Genomic DNA, 23,583 nt, shown 5'->3' with positions numbered 1-23,583 from the left:
AATATTAGGTATGAAGAGATTATTTCTCGCATTAGGGTTGCTGTGCATTACTTTCTGCGCTTTTTCCCAACAATATCAGGTCGATACACTTTACAAAACAGGGCCGCAGGATAACCGAATCAATGTCGTCATTCTGGGCGATGGGTTTACAGAAGCTGAAATGCCAAAATTCGAAGCGGAGGCTAAGAAGTTTGCGGACTTTTTTCGATCCTACCATCCTTACGATCGCTATCGGGACTATTTCAATTTTTTTGCGATTCGTACACCCTCGAAAGAGAGCGGTATTACAAATCCGGGCACAGCTGGTGACGCTTATCCCGATCAGCCAGTCGAGACGAAAGAGACATTCTTCGGAGTTTCTTTCGGTAAGCTTTATCAAAGGTTACTCTATGTCACCAAAAGGGAAATTTACCTGGATGTGCTGGCTACTCATTTTCCTGCTTACGATCTGGTTATTCTTTTGGCAAATACCCAGTACTATGGAGGTGCGGGAGGAACAGGAGGGGCAATTTTTAGCCTCCAAGAAAATTGGGACAATGTGGGAGTTCATGAAGTTGGGCATGCACTAACGGATCTAGCCGACGAATATTGGCAGGAACCGTATGGGCTTTATTCCAGAGAAGGACCTAATATTACTACCGATAGCTCGGAGACTACTGTTAGATGGAAAAACTGGCTCAATTTTCCTCCCATTGGTGTTTACAGACACGGGTTGCAAGGCGAAGCCGCTCGATGGTACAAACCAGCCCAGGGCACTTGTTTAATGGAAGACATGAATAAAGGCTATTGCGCTGTCTGTCGTGAAGCGGTAGTGGAAAGCATTCTGGGGCTCGTCAATCCCGTTGATCGGGTTGAGCCTGACACTGCTTCTATCATCAATGTTGAGAAGCAAGTAACCTTCAAACTCGTTTTGTTGAACCCGGATCCCAATAGCCTCGAGGTGGAATGGCGTTTAAATGGAAAGCGTATCTCGAGGGATACTGATGAATTGATTTTGAAGCCTGACCAGGTAACAGACGGTTCGATATTAACGGCTACCGTGTTTGATTCAACCGCGATGAGCAGGCGAGATGGGGTGAAAAATCTGCGTAGAAAGACCATTCGCTGGTCGTTGCGATCGGCACTTCCACGAGTATTTCAAGTGGTAGCATCAGCGGATAGTGTTTGCGCGGGCGATACGATCACGTTGACAGGTTATGGTTGTGCGGGGAAGGTGTTATGGTCAACCTCGGGAAAGGGCGAATCTATTTCAGTAGCCCCAAGCGAAAGCATTATTTACAAAGCTGAATGCAGAGTCGACGGAAATCCACCGCTGATTGTTGAAGTGCCCATTACCGTTCTGCCGCTGCCGGTGGCGACAGCGGGCAATGGAGGGCCATATGTAATCGGGCAAACAGTAGAGTTGACCGCCTCAGGTGGTGTGGATTATCAATGGAGAGGGCCGAGAAATTTCAGAGCGAATGCGGCGACTGCATCGATAAGCGAAGCCGGTATTCGCAGTGCGGGCATTTATGAGGTGAGGGTAACCGGGGAAAATGGTTGCGCCAAAACACTTCAAACGGTTGTGAAAATCGACCCGATTTTGTCGGTGGCAGGTAGTGAGGAGAAATGGTTGAACATTTTTCCTAATCCTGCGAGAGGCCTGATTGCCCTGGAGACCGCATTGCCGGGCGAATCACGCATCGCTTTTTACGATCAGGCGGGGAGATTAGTGTTGTCAAAACATTTTCAATTCAAAACTGAGATGGTGATTGATGCGCCGCCGGGGATTTATATTTATCGGTTTATAAATGGCAGTAGGGAGGTATCGGGCAAGGTCGTCGTCGAATAGACATATGTAACATGCAACAAAAAAGTCTCCTTTCGGGAGACTTTCTCTTATACCAATGCCGATTTGGGCTTGCGGCCAACCTTTGTGCGGTTGCGTATCTTATCGGGGCGGGGGCGGATTTCTTTGTCCTGAAAATACAGCTTTAAGGATTCGATGATGATGTCCTTTTGCGTCAGACCTTCCCAGTAGCCGTAATCCTTCATATTTTCCATCAGCACGAAATCACAATCGAAAGTGACTTTGGTGGGAGCACCGTCCACGACTTCGACTGCCTCTTTAATTACTACGGGCTCGTCTTCCTGTAAATCAGCAACCAGGGGTAGGGGTGCAAAATCAAACTTCCTTTCCTTTGCCATAAGTGTCAGTTATTTATTCGTTCCAGTATTTCTTTTGTCAACTTATAATAATCTTCTGCTCCATTACTGTTTGGTGCGTATTCAAAAATCGTCGTTCCGTTGGCCTGTGCTTCCGACAATGCGATGTTATCGCGGATGTAGGCTTCCATGAACACCTCGCCGAGCTGCTCCCGCGTCGCCATGATCAGTTCGTGGCTGATCTTCTTACGGATCTTTGGGTTGTAGCGCGTCGCAAACACGCCGCCCAGATTGGTGCTCGGGCTGATCTTTTTGATCTCCGCCGAATACACCAGGAAGTTCCGCAAACCCTCGTAGCTCAAAAATTCTGCCTGCAACGGAACATAATACTGGTGGCAAGAAACCAACGCAAGTCTCGTGTTTCCGTAGAGCGCAGGAGGGCAGTCGATGATCACAAAGTCGTAACGGTCCTTCACTTTCTCCAATGCAATTTTCAGGTTGAAAGGAAAAACAGGTGCCGACTTGATCGTGTCTTCCCGGTGGATCATTTCGGCTGATCCGGGCAAAACATCAATGTCTCCAACACGCTTGACGATCTCATCAAATTCGTATTCGCCGGTGATGAACGAGCCGCTGTCTTTTTTAAGCCCGGCATGGTGAATGCCGAAACTTTTGGTAAGACTCGCCTGTGCATCTAGGTCAATAACCAGCACACGTGCATTGGCAAATTTGCTGAGACCGGCAGCAATACTCTGGGCAGATGTAGTCTTTCCCACACCACCTTTGTTGTTGACAATACTGATGATTTTCATTTAAAAGTATTATAAGTATAAAAAGTTAATAGTTTATCTCATGTCGGATTTGTAAATAAACATAAAATAATTTTAACCCTAATCCTTATAAATAGAAAGTCGAAAAAGTTTTTGTCGTGGTAAATGTATCAATCATTTTAAATGAATAAAAAGTATTAAAAGAATTTTTTTAGAAATATTTTACAATGATTTGATAATCAATATAAATAAAGGCATTGCCGGCTTGCCTTAAAACAGTTGTCACCCTGAGCGGAGTCGAAGGGTAATGCGATATCGTCGCCGCATTTGCCCTTCGACTCCGTTCAGGGTGACATATTGGTTAACAAAAATCTTCTAAACCGCCGGATTAGGCGCATTCGCGGGCGTTACTGCCGCCAGTTTCGATTCCACATATTTATGAATGCGGTACATCAGCAAGGCAGTAACGATCACGGCGAACACAACTACATCACCGAGTAACGGGTAGTTTTCGATGAAGCCCGTGCTTGTTTCCGAGACAATGAAGCCCGCGAGCAAGGAGGCAAGTCCACCGGCGATCTGCTGGATCGACGAGTTGATACCCATGTAAGCGCCCCGGTCGGCCGGGTCGGGAACGGCGGTCATCAGTGCCGAAGCCGAAATCATCCGGCCGGTGATCCCTACGAAAAGCAGGACATTCAAACCGATGATAATCCAAAGCGGCGTCACGCTGAGATTGCAATAAATGAGGGTCATAATGCAGGTGATCGTCGAGCCCATCAGGAAGACTTTATACTTCCCAGCCTTGTCGCTCAGCTTCCCGATCATCGGGCTAAAGACAAGCATGGAAATGCCGGTCACCATATACAATGTAGGAAGCGATGCTTCGGCGATGCCCAGGTTATGTACCCCGAAGGCCGTGCCAAACGGCATCAGCATAAAGCCGCCGGTCGCGAGGAGTGCAGTGGCGGCAAAGCCCTGCAGGTAGTCGGGGCGGGAGAGTGTCTTGCCCAGGTGATGGAAGGCATTCCCTTTCTGCTGGATTTTTAAATGCGCATTGATTGGTTTCAATTTGACTACGATCAGAATGCCGACGATCAGGCCGAGCGCAACGATCATCAGGAAAGGCGCGTGCCAATTAAATTTGTTTGCGAGATAAAGGCCGATCGGAATGCCTAATACCTGGCTGCTCGCAAACGCCATTTGCACAAACCCCATGACCCGGCCGCGAACGTTGATTGCAAACAGATCGGTGATAATAGCAAAGCTGATCGAACCGATTACCCCGCCGAAGATACCCGTGAACACGCGGGCGGCCAGCAGTAAATGGTAAGTAGGTGCAAGCCCGCAGAACAAGGTGCCGACGAGGAAGCCGACGTAGAAGAAAAGCAGCAGCTTTTTGCGGTCGAATTTATCGGCAAAACCCGCAGTGAGCAACCCGGAAGCGCCCGCGCTGAATGCGTACGCGGAAACGACAAGCCCGAATTGGCTGGTGGTAATGGATAATTTGTCGAGCAGGATGTAGCCCAAAGGCGATAGCACCATGAAATCGAGCACAACTGTAAACTGCAAAGTGGCTAAAAGGGCTATGATGAATTTTTCATAGCCGGTAAATGTGGGTTTGGTTTCTGACATAGAGTTTGTTTTTGTAAATTTTTAGTCTGTTAATTCTTCGCATACGTACCCCGCGCGGGTGACCAGCTCGATCACAGGCCCGCATTGCGCGTGTGTGGCCTCGATGCGCAACACCTTGTCGATATCCGCCAGGTCGACATTCCATTTCAGGATGTCGGGGCAGCTATCCAGGGTAGTGGCGATCGATTTAACTTGTCTTGGATTGTTGATGTTGGTCTTGAAAACCAGCACAAACGCGTCGATGATTTTATGGTCGTTCATGGCAAACAAATTAAGGTGCGGACCGGTTTCAGCTTTCCTGTTAAGGTTTTAAGGCTTTTAACACCAATCCGAGTGTCAGGTTGATTTTCTCTTCATCGAAAATGAACGGAGGGCGGCCGGGCATACTTTTGCCCGCGATATGGAACTTCACAAGCTGGTAAAGGGGGGCAAAGGCTATCGACCAGTAAATTTCAACCGGCAGCGGCATAATTTCCTTGCGGTCGATCGCATTGTGGACAAACCGCTGCATTGCCTGCAAAAAACGCGTATCCACCGTCGAACGGTCCACCAGCGGTGAATGCTTCACCTGCTCCATGAACGTCATACTGTACGGGTTTTCAAGGCAATAGTTCATGCGATTGATCCACTGCCGCTTCAAGCCTTCATCGAAATGCACGTCCGGATCGAAATTTAACAATGTCGCCTCCGTCATTTTGCGCGATTCATCGGTATAAACCTGCTGGATAAGATCCTCGCGGTCTTTGAAATAAATGTAAATCGTAGCCACCGATACCCCTGCGGCTTTGGCGAGTTTGTGCATGCTCAGCCCGTCGAAGCCGTGGTTCACGATGAGCTCGATCGCCTTCTCACGGATCAGCGCCTCCTTGTTAGCGTCCCTGAGTCTCAATTGTTAGCGGTATTTTTCATGGCGCAAATATAAATGAACGTTCGTTTATTTATAAATCTTTTAGCACAAATATTCGCGAATGGGGCTGATTAATAGGATACTATTTGGTGTAAATGGTGCTCCATATGGTCGACGTAATCGTCGAAATACCATTTCAGCGTGTGCGGCTGACCATCTCTTCCCACACCATTTCGGGCGAGGTTCTCGGGGCGAATGGCCTTTGCGACTGCTGCCAGGTGGAGATTATAATGCTTCCAGGTCGCAATCAGCTGTTCGGTGGCGATCTCGTTGTACCTGCTGAACCCTACCCAATCGTTCTGATTGTAGAAGATCACCGGCTCATTTTCGGACTGGATCCTGATAAACCGCTGATGGTTGTTGGCAGCACTGTCGATCAAATGGCCTAAAATTTCTTTTTTGCTCCATTTTTCGGGCGTAGGTTTACTTTCCAGCGCTGTAACCGGAATGGCCTCGATGAGTGCCGGGATGTGTTCGCAGAGCCAGGTTAAACGGTCAATAGAAGCGGTGATGTCCATATTTTCAGGAGTGAGTGGTGATAATAAAATTCTCGATTACCTTCTTGTTGTAACCTTTGTATCCGCCTTGAAAATCTCGTCCGGCAATAGCCACAAAATCGGCCATTCGTTGCGAATTGAGCTGTTCGAGTAACGTTTGATAATCGCCATCATATTTAATAAAATAACCTGAATAAACCGTCACATCCGGGTTTTCATACAAAATGAAATTCGGCTGGCGGTTCATCGGCGAGAAAATGATCTTCTTGCCAAATGCATTATCTAACCCCTGAGCCCTCCCGAATGCATACCACGCAACTGCATTGGGCTTCCCGTTATCACGACGATCCAGTTCGGGTTTTACTTTAATAAGATAGGAATATGTTTGAGGAAATTCTGCTTTAAGCGTTTCCTCGGGGATAATGCGCTGTTTATCAGAGCTGTCTTTCTGGTAGGGAAATAGGATATATTCGGTAATCGCGTCGTCGGCAGCTTTCAGCTTGGAGCCTTTGATAATCGGTTTAAGTAAGTCCTTTTCCAAATGCGTGAAGAAGCCATTCTTGTTTTTGACGTAAACCAGGCCATTCTTCTCGCTGATAATATTGAACAGATAGCAACCGTCCGCGAGCGTCGTCAATCCGACCGAAATTTTACAAATGTCACCCAGCCGCCGGCCTTCCTGTATTGTCTGTTCGTTGACGGAAAGCTGCCAGGGGATGTCGTTCTTCAATTCGAAGTGGGAAATATCGCGCCCCTCGTATTCGAAACGGTTGTTGATGCATTGTTCGAAGCGGAAAACATCGGCTTGCTGCCCGCCGAATAGGGTGATAGCAGGGTAGGTTGAAGCAGCGCCAAAGACCGGCACATCGCGGTAATTGGTGATAAGTTTTAAATTTTGATTTTTGCAAAAATACTTTCGCAAAGGCCCGCCGGATTCTGAAACGAGATAGGAGTTGGGCGTAATCAAACCGCATATGCCATCGCGCGCGAGCAGCTTGGTTGCGAGTTGAAAAAACGCGATAAATGCATCGGTAGACCCCGTGCTGCAAAATGAGTAATGCTTCTGAATGTATTTCCGTTGTACCTCAGGCAAATGCTGAATGCGGATGTAGGGCGGATTTCCGACAATCAGATCGAATTTCTCCCGGGATCGCCATTGTTTCAAAGCATCGCATTGGCGCAATTGCCAGTCAACCGAAATGCCGAGCGGTGCAATGAGCGCGTCGAGGTTTTCACGGCATTGTTGCAACGCTTTTTTGTCAACGTCCCAGCCATGAAGTCGTTGCAGCTTTTGGGCGATTTCGTCGGTCGGCGTATTGCGAATGATGAATTCCGCGATCGGCACCAGGAAACGCCCGTCGCCACACGCCGGGTCGAGCATACGTTTTCCGGTTGAGTCCGTCTCATAAAAACCGCAATGCCGCAGTATTTTGTCGACAATATGAAGAGGCGTATAAACCTGGCCCAGCAATTTTTTGCGCGCGTACGTGCGTGTTTGTGAAGCCATCCGGTTTAGAAGTCGATGCCGCGTTTCTTGTTCAATACCTGGGTTACGAATTGGGAAGGCGAAAAAACCTGCATGCCGTCGCAGTGCGGTTTGAAGTCCCGAACGTTGCTTGTAATGAGATGATCGCACTCGGTCTGCAAGCCATGAAAATATTGAAAAGCGTCTTCAATATCTTTGAAATCGGATTGAATACCTTCTAAAAAATAAGTTTTATCACTGGGGCAAAGATGTACCAGCGACAGATATTGTTCAATTTTCATTCGTAAATCCTTCCCTCGCAACCCGTTTTTTTGGAGAACATAGGCAAATGTATAGAGAGAACCGGGCGAAATATATACAGGAATATTCTGATTTTTGGTCAACAACATCAAATAGCTAATTTCCATCGGCTGCCCGGTGACCCTGTTAAGGGCGTGATCAAGCAGCACATTTGTATCCAGAAAAAGCTTCATAGGCCATATCTGTCACGAATCATCATTTCCTTGATTTCGTCATCGGACATATTGCTCATAAAGCCCTGTGCGCAACCCATCAATCGATAGGGTAGCGACGAACGGAATTTAATGGCGTCAGACTGAGTGGATTTCCGATATTCCACGGCAGGTTCTTCGGCTCTCATCACCGGCAAATTTTGGTCCGGTTCGGGATAATCCACTTGCTTTGGTTTGCCTGGACGGCTGGCACCCGAAGCCGACTTCGCCTTTTGTTTTTTTGCAACTTTCATGTTTCTGCGTGATGATTGAGTGTCAAGTCAAATTTACACCCAAAACTTACTCATTTCAATTCGCACATCCGGAATCCCTTTATCCTACGGACCGAATTAGTTACCACCGGCGGTGCGATGTCAGAAAATAGCACTTCATAAGTGGCTTCGTTGAATGAAAAGGTGCTCCCGTCCGCTCGTGTACGCTTCGTCCCGGCATGAAACAACTTTCCGGTCTCCCCGTTTTCTAATGCGTGCTTATCAATGAACCCAAGCAAGGAGGCAATGGTGCCCTCGGTGTCGGATTGGTGGAACGAAATGCAGAAGTAATGCGAGGTCTTAGAGCCGGGCCTGTGGAGCTGGGAAGAAGGGATGTTCAAAACATAGTCTCCGGCCAGGATGCCCGAGCGACGTTTCATGGACTTGATGTCGACGGCGAAGTTTTCGGCGTCGGAGCGGATGAGGAAGTCCTGCCCCCAGTCCTGGCCGTCGGTGGCGCCAAAGGAGCGCGCAGGGCGGGGCAGGTGGTAGCAGTCGGCGAAGACGATCTCGCCGAGCGTTCCCGTGAAGCGCATCATGCGGGTCTGCGCGAGGCGGTCTTCGTTCTTATCCCAAATATTGGAGATATGGTGGTGTCGGATGGAATGGTTGACCAGCTGGCGGGCAAAAAATTTCTGCTCGTCGCTGACCGAGATTTGAATAAACGTGCCGTTGTTCAGAACAATTTGCTCCATGCAAACCTTATGGCTAGCAAAGTGAGTACAAAACCGATTAAAATGACCGAAAATGGAACGTAAGTGAATGCTACTAAGTGGATTCTGTCGAAAAACCACATCACGCCGATGAGCGCGGCAATTAAGGTAAGAAATCCTGAAATTTTCCCAAAACCGGGTATCAGGGAGAAAGGAATCTTACTTTTGATCAACATCAGCGTAATCGCCATCGAAATGACAGGCAAATACTGCAAAACGATGTTGGCTTGCCAGATGCTCTGGCGTTCGAACAGAAAGAGGTAAATGTTGAGCGTAACCGCGAAGATGCCCGGAATGCAAACTGCGTAAACCAGGATGGCATAAATGATACTCCAGAATTTTATATCCCGGCTTCCATCCGCCGCCGTCCCAACCACCCACGCCGTAAATGGTAATATCAAAAAGTAAACTACCGCAGGCCAGGGATTAGTTGAAATGGAGGCGAAGAATTGTGATAGTGTCATGTTGTGAAAGGGAGGAAAGGAGGAAGGGGAGGAAGGGGAGGAAGGAAATTTAGAAAGGGAGAAAGATCTAGGGAATATTACTTACTCCCTTTCCTCCATCCTCCCTTTCCTCCCATTCCTCTCTTTCTAAATTTTACAGCCCCAATAAAAACCCGATCGTGAAATTAGCGTCCCAGTCGAATACGAATTGCTGGCAGCCGGTTGCGTCGGTTACGGCTTTATAGATGTTAACTCCTGCTTTGGATTTGGCATTTGTCAATTTTGAATAGGCCAGGGGCGCGCTTAATGTGGTGTAGCGTTCCTTGCCCTTGCGTACTTCCTTTGCCATTTCGAAAGGTACTCCGCCGATAATGAAACAGGTGTTGCGGAGGTTGGCAGGAATTTGCTTTGCCTTGGCGCTCACTTCCTGGTATACTTTCGAATCGTCGGTACCGTCCTGGAAGTACTTCGCTCCGTATGATTCGAGAGCGGAGATTTTTCCGCCGTTGATCCAGGAGATTTTAGTGTTGCCTGAGCCAATGTCCACTACAAATGCCTTGTCGGCGTATTCGGTTGGAAGTACCGACTTCAACGCCAGCTGGCCTTCCTGCTCTGCCGTTACCTGGTTTACTACATAGCCAAGTGACTTCAATACACGGGTAATCTTGGTTGTAACCTCGGCCTTCGCAGCGCCTGAGCTTACCACGAAATGGATGTCTTTGCTGCCCACGCCATAGTCGAGCATAGTACCGATATACTTTTTCAAACCAATGCGAACATCTTCGTCAGTAGCCATATTCTCGGTCACAAGGCTATTTCCAAACTCCGATTTTTCGAGTTTCCAACGTTTGTTCTTATCAACGGTAATGATAAATGAGTTGAAACCGCTGGCGCCAAGTTCTACCACACCTTTCAATTTCCCGTCAACGGGCGCGGGTGGCGTGTACGTGAATGCACTCGTAGCCGACGTAGTGGCTTCGCTGTTCGATGAGGTGCCCGGATCAGATGCGGTGCTCTCAGCCTCGCCTGTAGTCGCTTCGGTCTGAGGGGTCTGTGCCTGGTCCTCGGCCATTTGATTCAGGGCTTTTTTCCCGCCCAGGTATTTATACCCAACAAATATGGCTCCCAAAATCAGGACGGTGATGATCAACCGGCCGGCAACTGTTAGTCTTTTCATGTGTAGTTATGGTCTGTGAAATGAAAAATATGAAGCGAATAAATGAAGAATTATCAATCCAGCAAGCCCTTGTAGCTCGAATCTTTCGGGGTATCTATCGAGCGGGTGGCGGGTTGTGGCGAATCCAGCTGGATCAGTCTGAATTGACCCGAATTGTAAGCTTCCAGCATCGCCTGGCCTTTGTCGGATAGCAAACCATTCTGCACATCCACGCCATTGATAAAGTCGAGCGACAAATCCATTGCACGTTTCATCTCTCCAAGCTTCTGACTCATATCGTCCTGAATGTACTCCATCGACTCGTCAAAGTAGAACTTCTTGTCGGGGTTACCCTTGAAAATGCTGATAGCGGTACGCAATGCATTGGAGCTTTCCTTTACAATTCTATATTCTGCTTCTTTTAGTTTAACCTTTATCTCGGTTTCTTTAATAATGTAATCTGCACTCTTGTTTACTTTTTCCATAAATTCGAGCACGGTCTTCATGTTTCGCTGCAAGGGGAGAAGCTTCTCGTTCATTTCCTGCAAACCGGCTCCTTCGATGGTAGCGAGCGATGCGGTTTCCTTCATACCAGGGCGATCCAGCATGGTGCTCGCCTTGTTGGCTTCTGCAAATTTCTGCTTAATGCGCTCGTTGTTCTCATTAATATTCTTGTTCAGCTTCACCAACTGGCCCGCCAGCGTATTGATCTGCCCTTGCATTTTCTCGCGTTTTTCCTTTAAGTCGTCGACGTAAATCTTCATGATCGCGATAGGGTCGAGCTTGATAATGAGGCCGGTAATGCTGCGCATCAGCGATTTAAAGAGGAAGAATGCCGCCGTGCGAACATCTTTGCTCGTCAGGAGAAATATTACCAGCGCGAGCACGGCCATCAGGAAGCCGAGGTATAGCGTATTCTGGGTTACCTCGATCAGGAAAGCGGCTATTTTGTTCCAGAAATAGAGAACTATGGCGCCTACGCCTCCCATAAAAAGGAGGGAGGTAATGCCTTCCGGTCGGCTCCAATAGGATTTCTTGGAGTTATCCTCCTGTGAGCCGCCGATCTGGGTGAAATCTGGTGTTGCCATTGTGATTTAGTTGTCAGGTTTATTGAAGATATTGATTGATTTTAGCCAGATCAGATTGAATCTGGTCCACAAAGCTCACGTAAGTGACCTCAAAGCTGTCCTTATTGGTATTAATCTTGGCGGTTTGTTCCGAGACCTCGCCGGAGATCTGCCCCAGCCGGTTCTTGTTATCGTCGATTTTCTTCTGCAAATCAATGATTTGCTGCGCATAAGCGGCATTAGTTTCTTCCAACTTTTTGTGTTCTTCCTGCAAAGCGCCCACCCGTTCTTTGATTGCCTTTTCGACATCTTTCAGGAACGAATCGCGGTCTTTGCTCAGAATTCCAAGGTACTGATCGGCGGAAGTTTTGAGAACGGTGGTATCTTTTGCGCCACCCATGACTTTGAAACTCGCCCAGGCTGCCTGAAACTGTTTTTCCTCGCCCAAACCAAGCCCTTCCATACCTTGTAGCGCCTGCTTGTATTCGAAATAATCAGGGCCGGGCAGGTTCGCTTTTTCGAGGAGATTAACAAAATGCTCCACGAATTTCTTATCAATCTGGCCGGCTCCCGCGGCATTTGTCACCGTAGCGGGCGCGGAAGCAGGTTTGGACGGTTCGGGAGCGGGGCCCGTGGCGGTCGGCTTTTGAGGTGTTGCGTCGGCATCGTTGATAAAAAAGCTAAGTATCTTTTTACCAATACCCGGTTCAGAGTCTGCCATAAGTGTATAAAGTGTTAAGTTCCACAGTTTTTGTCGGATCAATATTACTAAAATTCGGAGGATTTCATAGGGGGCGATATTTACCAATGGTGCCCTGTGTTGATGAAGCCTCTGAAATTTTGGATGGGAATTTCCGCTAATCCTTGAAACCCGCTCGTTTTTTGCGGATGTTTGCCAAAAAACTAAATCCTTATGCTCAAATTAGGTTTTAATAGTGCAATTCTGGCCGATTTTGGCTTCGAACATGTCGTTCAATTTGCCGGGAACAATGGCTTTTCGTGTGTGGAAATGATGTGCTGGCCGGCCGATAATGCCGACAGCCGCCGGTATGCGGGCGTGACCCACATCGACGTGAGCAACCTCACCGACCAGAAAGTGGCGTCCATCAGGCATACCCTGAGTGAAGCAGGGGTCTTCATTTCGGCGCTGGGCTACTATCCGAACCCTCTCGATCCCGATCCGAATCGCTCCGAATATTATATAGAACACATTAAACAGGTAATCCGCGGGGCGGCGAAGCTCGGTATTCCGGTGGTGACCACTTTCATCGGGCGCGACCCTTCCAAAAGCATTAAGGATAACCTGGCCCGCTTTGCCGATGTATGGCCCGCGATTGTGAAAGTAGCCGAGGAAAACAATGTAAAAATAGGTATCGAAAACTGCCCGATGTTCTTCACCGACGACGAATGGCCGGGAGGGAAGAACCTTGCGATCAGTCCTGCTGTGTGGGACAGGATGTTTGAAATGATTCCCAACCCGTTGTTCGGATTAAACTACGATCCGTCGCATATGATCTGGCAGATGATGGACGAATTACTGCCAATTTATAATTATAAATCAAGGTTACACCACGTGCATTTGAAAGATGCGAAAGTTTATAAAAATAAATTGAATAATGTGGGTATTCTGGCTAATCCACTGGAATACCATTCTCCCAAGCTCCCCGGACTCGGAGACGTGAACTGGCGCGGTTTCTTCGCTGCATTGACAGACGTACGCTATCGCGGCCCGGTTGTAATTGAAGTAGAAGATAAAGCTTACGAAGGAAACATTACCGATGTGAAGAGCGCTATTCTTACCAGCCGTAACTACGTGAATCAGTTTTTGGGCTGAGAATGCATTCTTGCAGAAGCGGTTTGATGTAGGTATGGTATAAAAAACGATATCAGTACCGCTCAAAAAATACCGCACATGATCAGGATCTGTGCGGTATTTTTTTGATTTATATTTATAAATTTAGCATATGTTATAAATGTAAATTAACGCTATTTCTTTTCCAGAAATCGTATTAGCGGGCTGATAAAGCTGGTGAAATCCTCGATATGGGGCAAGTGGCCGATATTGTCCAGCTCCACAAGCTCGCTATTGGCAATTTTTGCCTTGGTTTGTCTGCCAAGTTCCGGATAATTCCCAAGCGTTTTTCGCTCGTGCTCAGGCGCCAGGTTTTTCCCGACGGCGCTTCGGTCGCGTTGGCCGATAATGAGGAGCGTAGGAGCCTTAATCTGCCCGAATTCGTAGCAAACAGGTTGTGTGTAGATCATATCGTACGTCAATGCGCTGTTCCAGGCCACTCTCGGGTAGTCTTTGCCGAGCGTCCAGCCTGCCAGAAGATTTGCCCATTTGGTGTAGGCATCCTTCCACTTGCCATCGTAGTAGCTGTTTAACTGGTAGTTTTTAATGGAATTGAAATCGCTTTTCAGTTCGCTCATATACCATTTATCCACCGGCTGGAATGGCACTTTCACCTTATAATCTTCAAGGCCGATCGGGTTTTCGAGGATGAATTTCTCAACTGCTTCCGGATACATTAATGTGAAACGGGTAGCCAGCATCCCGCCCATTGAATGCCCCAGAATGGCGACCTTGGTGATGCTTAATTTGTCGAGGATCTTTTTAGTGTTAGCTGCCAGCTCGTGGAATGAGTACTGGAAATGCAGCGGCTTGGTCGATTTTCCAAAACCGATCTGATCGGGAATGATCACGCGAAAGCCTTTATTTGCAAGTGCTCTGGCAGTTTCTTCCCAGTATGCGCCATTGAAATTCTTCCCGTGCAGGAGCACGACCGCGTGCCCGTTCGCACGTGTAGGGCGCACATCCATGTACGCCATGCGGAGCTTTTCGCCCTGCGATTCAAATTCCAGATAGTCGACGGGAAATGGATAGGTATATGCTTCCAGGTTCATATCCAGGGGCCGAAGCGAGTCGTTTTGCGCCTGCACGGCGGTAAATGAAAGGAAGAGCAGGCCAATGCCCAGGCTAAGTTTTCTCATAGGTTAAGCGCTTTAAAAACGAAAAGAGGATAACGTCGCCGCTATCCTCTTTTTGCATGGAAAAATATATACCAATATACCTTAGTCGATCAAACGGGCTTTGGTTGACAAGTAGGCCGTCAACGTCGCCAGCACACCCACGATCGCGAACGACCAGCGGAGGTTGGCGAATTGCGCCACGATACCGATCAACGGCGGGCCGATCAGGAAGCCGATGAAGCTGATGGAAGAAACCGCAGCAAGCGCCATTCCCGCCGACATTGTTTTGGATTTACCGGTTGCGCTGTAAACGAGCGGAACAACCGATGATACACCGAAACCTACCAGCAGAAAACCGATCGTTGCAGGGACCAGGTAGGGGAATGCCACCGAGATCGCCAGCCCCGTACCCATTAGCAAGCCACTTAATTGTAGCATTTTGCGGCGTCCGAGGCGATTGGCAAGCCAGTCACCGGCGAAACGTCCGCCCGTCATGGTACCCATAAATGCCACATAACCGAGCGTCGTCATAGAAGCAGGCACGTGAACGGCCTCCTGGAAATAGACGCCGCTCCAATCGAACATCGCACCTTCGCAGACCATCGCACAGAAGCCGATCAGGCCAAGTGTGAGCAAATCGCGGTCGGGTTTGACGAACATAGGTTGCTCTTCGCCAGCCTCTTTTTCAGTGTCGGGCATCGTATGCTTGTAGGCCGTGAAAATGATGGCAAATGCGAATACGGCGATAACCAGAAAATGCACATGAGGCGGGATGTGGACCGAAATGAACAACGAACCGATCATCGCGCTCACGAAGCCCGCAAGGCTCCACAAACCGTGAAATGAAGCCATAATGGATTTTCCATAGACTTGTTCTACGGCCACAGCCTGGGTGTTCACCGCGATGTTGGTAAGGTTACCCCACAGCCCGAATGCGAACAACGCAATGACGAGCTGCTCGGTCCGGGTCACAAAGCCAATGAATGTCAGGGTGATAGCATACAAAACGGCACCGATGAGCACCATTTTCTTGCTGCCGTAATGTGTTACCATCCAGCCGGAGATCGGCAGGCTGGCCATCAGGCCAAGAGGAAGTGCGAGAAGTACGGTTCCAAGCCCGCCTTCTGTCAGGTGAAGCATGTTCTTAATGTCGGGGATCCGGCTTGCCCAGGCAGCGAAGCTGAGGCCTTGCACGAAGAAGAAGGCCGCGACGGCCCATCTTAGATATCGTCTGGAATCGGAAGGAGCGAATATTGAATAGTTCATGAGTGGTGTGATTTGTATATCTCTAATATAATTTTTTTAATTTCTTTGATTCAATGACAAGTGCTTCGAAAATTGCATTATGAGCAGTTGCTGATTCTTATCTAATGCAAAATTAACGCATCTGGCACTTATTTGATTCATAGAAATTGTATTTTTTAAATTAAATTAAAAAGTATGTGTTGTACAAAACCAAGAATTGTTGCATTTTAGAGATTGAACTGCGCGTGATTGGTTGGTTGTAATCGAAATAGTAGGCAAAACGGTCGCTGTTTTTTAACTTCACAGATCACCTAACCCCTGCCCGATGCGAGCCATTTTTTCCTCACTCCTAAGTTTACTAGCACTCCAAACCTGGTCACAAACCGCCTCTCCCGAGCGGCTCGACAAAATCCGGGCGACCTTGCCGGTTATCGAACGGCTCTATCGCGACTATGCGGAGAAAAACCATTTTCCGGGACTGGCTTTCGGGCTGGTGGTGGATGGGAAACTGGTGCTATCGGGCGCCAACGGGTTTTCCGAGATCGCTACATCGACGAAAGCAAGCCCAAAATCGCTTTTCCGCATTGCTTCGATGTCGAAAAGTGTAACGGCGATGGGCATTTTGGCGCTGCGAAAGGAGGGGAAGCTCAAACTCGACGATCCGGCTTACCACTATATTCCCGAACTGAAAAGCATGCCCTCGCTCACCGCGGACGCACCCGCGATCACGATCCGGCATTTGCTTACACACATGGCCGGCTTTCCGGAGGATAATCCCTGGGGCGACCGCCAGCTGGACACCAAAGACGAAGACCTGATCGCGCTGATTTCGAAGGGCATTTCCTTTTCCAATGTACCGGGTGTGACTTATGAATATGCCAACCTGGGCTTTGCAATGCTGGGGAAGATCATCAGCAACGTTTCCGGCAAACCTTATCAGCAATATATTAATGAAGTGATTTTTAAACCGCTGGGCATGACCAGTACCATTTGGGAATACACTGAGGCTCCCAAAAGCCTGCTGGCACATGGGTATCGCTACGAAGACGATGTGTGGAAGGAAGAGGAACTGGAACATGACGGGACCTACGGTGCGATGGGCGGACTTATCACTTCCATCGATGATTTCAGTAAGTATGTGGCATTCCATTTATCGGCTTGGCCGCCGTCGTCCCAAGTAGAAACGGGGCCGGTAATGCGCAGCGACGTGCGCGAAATGCAAATGCCCTGGAACTTCAATAGCCTGAACGCTTCCTATAAATACCCCGGTGGGCGTCCGTGCGCGATGGTTTCGGCATACGGTTATGGGTTGCGATGGAGCAGGGATTGCGAGGGGAGGACAGGTATCGGCCACACAGGCGGTCTGCCCGGTTTCGGCAGCCAGTGGCAGATTTTGCCGGAATATGGCATCGGAATTATTGCCCACGCAAATCGCACGTATGCAGGCATGGCGACGATCAACACGGCCGTGCTCGACACGGTCATTGCATTAGCCGGATTGAAACCTTTGCCGGTAGCCGTTTCCAGCATTCTAAAACAACGAAAAGAGCAACTCGTAAAACTCCTCCCAACGTGGCAGAATGCGGAGCAGAGCGGCATCTTTGCAGAAAATTTCTTCCCGGACCGTTCCGTATCGCACCGCCGCAGGGAGCTGGATGCATTGCTCGCCAAAGCGGGGACCATTACCGGTTCGACGGACATGGTGGCTGAAAACCAGTTGAGAGGCACATTTACGTTGAAATGCACTTCGGGGATCATCCGTGTATTTTTCACACTGTCACCCGAAAATCCTGCATTGATCCAGCAGCTCGATTTTTCGGCGGTGAAATAAATGTTTTACTAAAAAATCAAGAAGGGAATAGGGGGACCGAGGAGGCCGGTTGTCTCGAAAGAAACAACTTAGCGATTATGAAAAGGACTATTCTATCACTCATCTTCATTTTTAGCCTGGCTGCGACGGCCAACACCTTTGCGCAGGATAACCAAACGCTTTTCCAAAGCCGGGGGATTCATCGGTCGGGAGGTTACGCGGCGATTTCCAATAAATTCACGAAAATCAACGGGGATTATGCGAATATGGCCGAGCTGTACGGTGGCTGGTTTATTAATCAGCGGTTTTTGCTCGGGATTGGGGCTTCTGCTACGACCAACTACATTCCGGTACCGGTTTTAGAACAGAATTTCCCAGCCCGTAAAATGACCTATCAGTACGGTCAGATCGGGTTAATGACGGAATATGTGTTCGCATCGACGCGTAAGGTGCATTTCACGGCCAATTTGCTGACGGGCACGGGCTTCACCCTGCAATACGACCGCCGCGATTTCGACGATCGGGATTGGGACGACTGGGACGATCGCTACGACGATGACGACATCAAATGTTTTTTCGTCATGGAACCTGGTGTGCAGGTAGAGTTTAATTTGCTGAAATGGATGCGGTTTAGCCCCGGGGTTTCTTATCGTAAAGCATTTAATGCAAAGGGCAATGGCCTTACCGATAGCGATTTGAGTAACATTTCTTATAACCTCACCCTGAAATTCGGACGGTTTTGAGCGAAGAGCGGGATTAAGTGCCGTTCACTAACTGTTGTGGCATTTAATCCCCCTTTTTCCCGAACGGTCGCCAATCTTTCCACGCATTCATTAAGTTAACCGCTTGATAATCTTTGTTGAAGTACAATAGGAATAGAAATAGTAGAGTTATTAAGTGATTGCACACTATGAGGAAAACAAAACAAGAGGAAAGATGCGTTTATCGGGATTTGTAATGATGGGGTTTTTAATGCTCGCTGCCTCCGTTGCCAGGGGGCAGAACGTCTACGATGTGATCGTGGCAGGCCGTACGATCGGATCTTTAAAGGTATTTGATGAAAAAGGCGTCGACAATACGGAAACGCACCGCATTGAGTCGGATTTTAAAGTCATGTTCTATAAAGGGTCATACTCGACCCAGACCAACTATGTGCAGGGGAAGCTCGTTTCGGCCACCTGCGCACATCACGTCAACGGCGATCTTAAGGAAAAAACTTTGACGAAAACCAGTTCGAAATCGCTTTATGAAGTGTTGTTTTCGGGCGAAGATGCGGAGGACAAGCCAAGCATGGTTGTGAACAAGCCCATTAGCAGCACCATTACCAGCCTTTATTATAAAGAACCCATCAACATTACCGAGGTCTATTCCGAACGGTACGGCAAGATGTGCAACATCCGGAAACTCTCTGACGGCAAATATGGGGTGACCTTGCCGGACGGCAAGCAAGGGGTGTATTCCTACAAAAACGGCCTTTGCCGTGAGGTAAAGACCGATCTTGCAGGTTTTAAATTAAGAATTGTATTGAAAGAGGGGAAAACGGCCCTCCGCTGACAGCCTAAATCGCTGTCTGCTTCACATGCTTCAAATCCGAATTGTCACGGATCTCTTCATTGGCTATTTTTACTAGTACATCGCCTTCTTTAACGTCTCCGAAGATCTCGGTTTTTTCAGTATTGCTGCTGCCCGTCGTCACCGGTACCCACACCGCCCGGTTTTCCACGACCTTGATTACGTAAGTGCCTTGCGTCGAGTTCAGTACGGCCGACTTTGGAACAGCAAAAGTGCCTGCATTGCCTGATAACGGGATCGAGACCTCTGCAATCATACCAGGTAAAAGTTTTCTATCAGTGTTAAGTACATCCATTTCCGTGCGTTGCGAGCGTAAACGGACGTCCAGTGCGCCCGCGAGGCGGGTTACCTTGGCCTGAAAATCCTGGTTAGGCAACGACTTCACTTTAAATGTAACCTGGCTCTGGTTTTTGAGGTAGCTTGTATATTGCTCCGGCACACTCACAACCAAACGCAATTTCCGCTGCTCTACCAGCGTGAAAAGCGGAAATTCCGAGCCTTTACCCGACGGTCCCACGTATGCGCCCGTACTCACATTACGCGCGGAAATAATGCCACTGAAAGGAGCCCGTATTTCGAGGTAATTGCGGGTATCTGTGATTTCACGGCTGGCAGAGCGAGCCGCGTCAAGCTGAGCGAGGTCGGAGCGCTGTTTTGCCAGCGCCACGTCCAGATCGTTCTGGGAAACGGTACCGGGTGTTTTGCTGGTTTCCAGCAAACGTTCATAATTAGCTTTGCTGGCCTGGTAAATGGCTTCAAATGATTTCAGGCGCGATTCGCTTGTTACCAGCTGGGAGGTGAGCTCTGGTGCCTCCATCGTCGCCAGCAGCTGGCCTTCGCGGACTTCGCTACCCACATCGACATGGAGTTTTTTGACAAAACTGCTCACTTTCGCGTAAATATCCACTTGCTGGAACGCGATCAGTTCGCCAGGGATTTGAATGTGCGATGCGAGTTGTTCCTTTTTAAGGGGGAATGCATCCACCAGGTGGACGCTCGTTTCAGCGGCGGCTTTTTTGCCCTCTTCTTCTTCGGCCTGTGAGGAACCGCAGCTTTGCAGGACCGTCGCTGCACCTGCAACGAGTACGGTCATGGCAATTTGATGAATATGTCTCATAGTCGGATAAGTTCGGTTTTTGATTAGCGGGTCATTGGAACATAAAACTTGCTTTCTTCATCCTCGGGATCGAGCGAAACGCTTTGTGTCGTTGCTTTGCCCTGTCCCCACGCAAATACGAGCGGAAGAATGAACAATGCAGCGAATGTGGAGGCGATCAGCCCGCCGATTACCGCACGGCCCAGCGGCGACGACTGGTCACCTGCTTCCCCCAGGCCACTAGCCATGGGTACCATACCTACCACCATCGCAACGGCGGTCATCACAATAGGGCGGAGGCGCAATGCAGCTGATTCTTTCGCAGCTTCAATGGCATTACCACTGTGCTTTCGGAGCTGTTCGGCGTTGGTAATCAAAAGCACGGCATTGGAAATGGATACCCCCACGGACATGATAATGCCCATGTACGATTGAAGGTTCAATGTGGAGCCAGTTACCATCAGCAATGCAAGCGAACCGAGAATTACCGCCGGCACGGTCGCCAGTACGATCGCCGACACTTTAAACGACTGGAAGTTAGCAGCCAGCATCAGGAATATCACGACAATGGCCACAACGAGCCCGTTTTGAAGACTGTCCAATGTATCGGTCAATGTTTGGCTCAAACCGACCAGCTCTACGGTAAGCCCGCGGGGGAGTTCTCCGAGGGAGGCCAGCGCTTTTTTCACGTCGGCTTGTGCCACACCTAGGTCGATATTGTTCAAATTGGCAGTTACCGAAAGCACGGGCATGGCACCGAGGTTATCGTTTTCGCCATAAGTGGTATCAGGTGTAATGGTGGCAATGTCGCTCAGTACGGGACGGTTGGCATTTCTCAGCAATGGGATTTCACCCATTTCCTGTACGCTGTTCATCTTGCTTTCCGGGATTTGCACTTGCACCGCGTAGCTGAAACCGCCTTTTTCGTCGACCCAGATGTTCTTGTCGGTATAGCGCGACGAGGAAGTCGAAGCGATCAGCGATCTCGAAACATCATTCATATCCACACCCAGTTGTGCCGCCCGCATCCGGTCGACTTCAATTTTAATAGCAGGGTATTTGTTCGACTGACCTAATTGAATGTCACGCAAATAGCGGATTTCCTTCAATTTCGCGATTACTTTCTGCGCATATTGCTCGTTCACTTTCTTATCACGTCCCGACATCCGTACTTCAATCGGCGTGGGGGAGCCCTGGCTGAGGATCTTGTCGGTCAGTTCAATGGGTTCGAAAGACATGGTCAGATCCGGGATGGCCTGCTTTACTTCCTTGCGGATCTTTTCTTTCAGCTCATCCAGATTCGTGTGGAATTCCTCGTTCAAACCCACTTGCAAAACCGCTTCCTGAGGGCCTGCCATGAACAGGTAAATCGGGTTTACTGAGAACAATGAGGGGTGCTGGCCCACATAAGCCGACGTTACCGACACATTTTGCGGCCCCACGATCTTCTTGATAATGTCGATCGTTTTCAGTGTTTTCTCTTCCGTGCGCTCCATACGCGTGCCCTCGGGAGCACGCAAGCGCACCTGGAACTGGCTGCCGTTTACTTTGGGCAAAACATCCTTTCCAATATTGGTAAGCAAAAATGCGGCTAATGCCGTGGTAATGATCAGGTATGCGACCACTATCGGCTTCCGGAAAGGCATTACGCGGTTGATGAAGCGCATAAACCGTGCCCGGATCCGCTCGAATGCACTGATTTTGCCATTCTGGTCGGTATCTGCCCGGTGAATCAATGCTTCTTTTTGGGCATCAGGGTCTTTGCTGAGGCCGGAGGCGGCAAACTCTTCGGCGTCGGTCATTTCCGAACCGTCGGCTTTCTGGTGGTGCTTCACTTTCATGATCCAGTTGGCCATTACCGGCACGAAGGTCTGCGCCAGGAAGTACGAAACGATCATACTGAAACCGATCGCCAAAGCGAGCGGAAGGAACAATGACCCGGGAATGCCTCCCATGGTAAATGCGGGTGCAAATACGGCCAGGATACAGAAAAGAATCAGCAATTTGGGGAATGCGATTTCCTTACAGGCATCCCAAATGGCGAGCGCCTTGGGTTTGCCCATATCAAAATGCTGGTGAATGTTCTCGATCGTCACCGTACTTTCATCGACAAGGATACCGATAGCGAGTGCTAATCCACTCAATGTCATGATATTAATCGTCTGTCCGAAGAGGTTCAGGAACAAAACGCCGGAGATAATGGACGTCGGGATGGTCAGGATTACGATCAATGCACCGCGTGGGTCACCCAGAAAGAGGAGTACCATCAATCCGGTCAGGATCGCACCGATGGCACCTTCCGTGAGCAAACTCATCACGGAGTTCATGACATAAGTAGACTGGTCGAACTCGTAGCTCACCTTCACGTCCTCCGGCAATGTGCTCTGAATGCGCGGAATGGCCTTTTTTAGGTTTTGAACTACTTCCCACGTCGAGGCGTCGGCGCTTTTGGCAATACTTAAATAAACCGAGCGCTTGCCGTTCACCAGCCCGTAGCCGGAAGTAATGTCGGCACCGTCTTCCACCGTCGCCACATCGCGAAGGTACAAGTTCTGCACGCCGCCTTTAAACAAGGGGATGTTTTCAAACTCCTTAACTGTGTGAATGGTCGTATTGGTAGGCGTAATGTAGTTTTTATCGCCAATACGCACGTTACCCGATGGAGCCGTCTGGTTATTCACCCTTAATGCTTCCACCAACTGGTCGGGGGTGAGGTTATGGGCGCGAAGCAGCTCCGGGTCGGCTTTTACGACGATCGTACGAATATTACCACCGAAAGGGGGAGCCGATACAAGTCCGGGAATAGAAGTAAACGTCGAGCGCACGTATACGTTCGCGAGGTCGAGCAATTCGTTGTTGCTGCGTTTTTCAGAGCTCAGTACAAGCTGGCCAACCGGCAATGTCGAAGCATCGAACCGGATGATGAACGGTGGGTTGGAGCCCGGCGGGAAAATGGCCTGCGCCCGGTTGGTGAATGCACTGAGCTCCGCCGAGGCTTGCGCCATGTTGGTACCAGGGTAGAAGTTCACCTTCATCAGGGTAAGCCCCTGGATGTTCTTCGTTTCAATGCTTTTGATCCCGTTCACATAGAGTAGGATATTGATATATTGCTTGGCGAAGAAAGTCTCCATCTGGTCGGGCGTGTAGCCCCCGAACGGGTGCGCGATGTACATCACCGGCAAATCGAGTTTCGGGAAAATATCGACCTTGATCTTCCGCACCGCATCGATACCGAAAAAGAATAAACCGGCCACCACCACCATGATGGTTATGGGTTTACGTAATGCAAAACGTATTAAATCCATGTT

At 49.0% G+C, this 23,583-nt stretch carries 23 protein-coding genes; 5 read left to right on the top strand and 18 right to left on the bottom strand.

The window, feature by feature from the left end:
- Nucleotides 1-10: 10 nt before the first annotated feature.
- Nucleotides 11-1,831, top strand: coding sequence for a M64 family metallopeptidase (locus IEY24_RS07360; protein WP_188930126.1), 1,821 nt, complete (start codon nt 11-13; stop codon nt 1,829-1,831).
- Nucleotides 1,832-1,878: 47 nt separating this feature from the next.
- Here the strand turns inward: IEY24_RS07360 and IEY24_RS07355 are convergent, their stop codons facing one another.
- The 14 genes from IEY24_RS07355 to IEY24_RS07290 form a co-directional block, all read right to left on the bottom strand.
- Entirely contained in the window at nt 1,879-2,187 is a 309-nt protein-coding gene (locus IEY24_RS07355; RefSeq protein ID WP_188930123.1) for a hypothetical protein, read from the bottom strand.
- 5 nt (nt 2,188-2,192) lie between these two features.
- Nucleotides 2,193-2,957 carry a ParA family protein gene (locus IEY24_RS07350; protein ID WP_188930121.1) on the bottom strand — a complete coding sequence of 255 codons (765 nt, stop codon included), beginning with the start codon at nt 2,955-2,957 and terminating at the stop codon, nt 2,193-2,195.
- 333 nt (nt 2,958-3,290) lie between these two features.
- Nucleotides 3,291-4,550 carry an MFS transporter gene (locus IEY24_RS07345; RefSeq protein WP_188930119.1) on the bottom strand — a complete coding sequence of 420 codons (1,260 nt, stop codon included), beginning with the start codon at nt 4,548-4,550 and terminating at the stop codon, nt 3,291-3,293.
- 21 nt (nt 4,551-4,571) lie between these two features.
- On the bottom strand, nt 4,572-4,811 hold the full coding sequence (locus IEY24_RS07340) for a hypothetical protein (RefSeq protein ID WP_188930117.1): 240 nt from the start codon (nt 4,809-4,811) through the stop codon (nt 4,572-4,574).
- Between the two features lie 40 nt (nt 4,812-4,851).
- Nucleotides 4,852-5,439 carry a TetR/AcrR family transcriptional regulator gene (locus IEY24_RS07335; protein WP_229221567.1) on the bottom strand — a complete coding sequence of 196 codons (588 nt, stop codon included), beginning with the start codon at nt 5,437-5,439 and terminating at the stop codon, nt 4,852-4,854.
- A gap of 89 nt (nt 5,440-5,528) precedes the next feature.
- A complete protein-coding gene (locus IEY24_RS07330; protein ID WP_188930116.1) occupies nt 5,529-5,975 on the bottom strand; it encodes a DinB family protein in 447 nt (148 codons plus the stop codon).
- Between the two features lie 4 nt (nt 5,976-5,979).
- Nucleotides 5,980-7,461: an Eco57I restriction-modification methylase domain-containing protein gene (locus IEY24_RS07325; protein WP_188930114.1), complete on the bottom strand. Its 1,482-nt coding sequence runs from the start codon at nt 7,459-7,461 to the stop codon at nt 5,980-5,982.
- A gap of 5 nt (nt 7,462-7,466) precedes the next feature.
- Entirely contained in the window at nt 7,467-7,913 is a 447-nt protein-coding gene (locus IEY24_RS07320; RefSeq protein ID WP_188930112.1) for a type II toxin-antitoxin system VapC family toxin, read from the bottom strand.
- Nucleotides 7,910-8,185, bottom strand: a complete 276-nt coding sequence (locus IEY24_RS07315; protein WP_188930110.1) for a hypothetical protein — start codon at nt 8,183-8,185, stop codon at nt 7,910-7,912. The genes IEY24_RS07320 and IEY24_RS07315 overlap by 4 nt, the downstream gene beginning before the upstream one ends.
- 50 nt (nt 8,186-8,235) lie before the next feature.
- Nucleotides 8,236-8,898: a hypothetical protein gene (locus IEY24_RS07310; RefSeq protein WP_188930108.1), complete on the bottom strand. Its 663-nt coding sequence runs from the start codon at nt 8,896-8,898 to the stop codon at nt 8,236-8,238.
- On the bottom strand, nt 8,880-9,380 hold the full coding sequence (locus IEY24_RS07305) for a hypothetical protein (protein WP_188930106.1): 501 nt from the start codon (nt 9,378-9,380) through the stop codon (nt 8,880-8,882). The genes IEY24_RS07310 and IEY24_RS07305 overlap by 19 nt, the downstream gene beginning before the upstream one ends.
- Nucleotides 9,381-9,513: 133 nt before the next feature.
- Nucleotides 9,514-10,536 (bottom strand): Ppx/GppA phosphatase family protein, encoded by a 1,023-nt coding sequence (locus IEY24_RS07300; protein ID WP_188930104.1) that lies wholly within the window; start codon nt 10,534-10,536, stop codon nt 9,514-9,516.
- A gap of 53 nt (nt 10,537-10,589) precedes the next feature.
- Nucleotides 10,590-11,603 (bottom strand): hypothetical protein, encoded by a 1,014-nt coding sequence (locus IEY24_RS07295; protein ID WP_188930102.1) that lies wholly within the window; start codon nt 11,601-11,603, stop codon nt 10,590-10,592.
- 19 nt (nt 11,604-11,622) lie between these two features.
- Complete coding sequence (locus IEY24_RS07290; RefSeq protein ID WP_188930100.1) at nt 11,623-12,303, bottom strand: hypothetical protein; 681 nt, start codon at nt 12,301-12,303, stop codon at nt 11,623-11,625.
- Between the two features lie 192 nt (nt 12,304-12,495).
- Here IEY24_RS07290 and IEY24_RS07285 point away from each other — a divergent pair, with 192 nt between their 5' ends.
- On the top strand, nt 12,496-13,416 hold the full coding sequence (locus IEY24_RS07285; protein ID WP_188930098.1) for a sugar phosphate isomerase/epimerase family protein: 921 nt from the start codon (nt 12,496-12,498) through the stop codon (nt 13,414-13,416).
- 152 nt (nt 13,417-13,568) lie between these two features.
- Here the strand turns inward: IEY24_RS07285 and IEY24_RS07280 are convergent, their stop codons facing one another.
- Together IEY24_RS07280 and IEY24_RS07275 are read right to left on the bottom strand one after the other, a co-directional pair.
- Entirely contained in the window at nt 13,569-14,573 is a 1,005-nt protein-coding gene (locus IEY24_RS07280; RefSeq protein ID WP_188930096.1) for an alpha/beta fold hydrolase, read from the bottom strand.
- An 81-nt stretch (nt 14,574-14,654) separates the two neighbouring features.
- Entirely contained in the window at nt 14,655-15,818 is a 1,164-nt protein-coding gene (locus IEY24_RS07275; RefSeq protein ID WP_188930094.1) for an MFS transporter, read from the bottom strand.
- Between the two features lie 304 nt (nt 15,819-16,122).
- Here IEY24_RS07275 and IEY24_RS07270 point away from each other — a divergent pair, with 304 nt between their 5' ends.
- From IEY24_RS07270 to IEY24_RS07260, 3 genes are all read left to right on the top strand, one after another.
- On the top strand, nt 16,123-17,628 hold the full coding sequence (locus tag IEY24_RS07270; protein WP_188930092.1) for a serine hydrolase domain-containing protein: 1,506 nt from the start codon (nt 16,123-16,125) through the stop codon (nt 17,626-17,628).
- A 77-nt stretch (nt 17,629-17,705) separates the two neighbouring features.
- Complete coding sequence (locus IEY24_RS07265; RefSeq protein ID WP_188930090.1) at nt 17,706-18,350, top strand: hypothetical protein; 645 nt, start codon at nt 17,706-17,708, stop codon at nt 18,348-18,350.
- Between the two features lie 193 nt (nt 18,351-18,543).
- A complete protein-coding gene (locus tag IEY24_RS07260; RefSeq protein ID WP_188930088.1) occupies nt 18,544-19,161 on the top strand; it encodes a DUF6134 family protein in 618 nt (205 codons plus the stop codon).
- Between the two features lie 4 nt (nt 19,162-19,165).
- Here the strand turns inward: IEY24_RS07260 and IEY24_RS07255 are convergent, their stop codons facing one another.
- Together IEY24_RS07255 and IEY24_RS07250 are read right to left on the bottom strand one after the other, a co-directional pair.
- Entirely contained in the window at nt 19,166-20,296 is a 1,131-nt protein-coding gene (locus tag IEY24_RS07255; RefSeq protein ID WP_188930085.1) for an efflux RND transporter periplasmic adaptor subunit, read from the bottom strand.
- Nucleotides 20,297-20,319: 23 nt separating this feature from the next.
- Nucleotides 20,320-23,580, bottom strand: coding sequence for an efflux RND transporter permease subunit (locus tag IEY24_RS07250; RefSeq protein ID WP_188930083.1), 3,261 nt, complete (start codon nt 23,578-23,580; stop codon nt 20,320-20,322).
- Nucleotides 23,581-23,583 lie beyond the last annotated feature (3 nt).

The sequence above is a fragment of the Dyadobacter endophyticus genome (assembly GCF_014641595.1).
Lineage (GTDB): Bacteria > Bacteroidota > Bacteroidia > Cytophagales > Spirosomataceae > Dyadobacter > Dyadobacter endophyticus.
The sequence above is the reverse complement of the archived record's forward strand: the minus strand, read 5'-3'. Positions and strand labels throughout refer to the sequence as shown.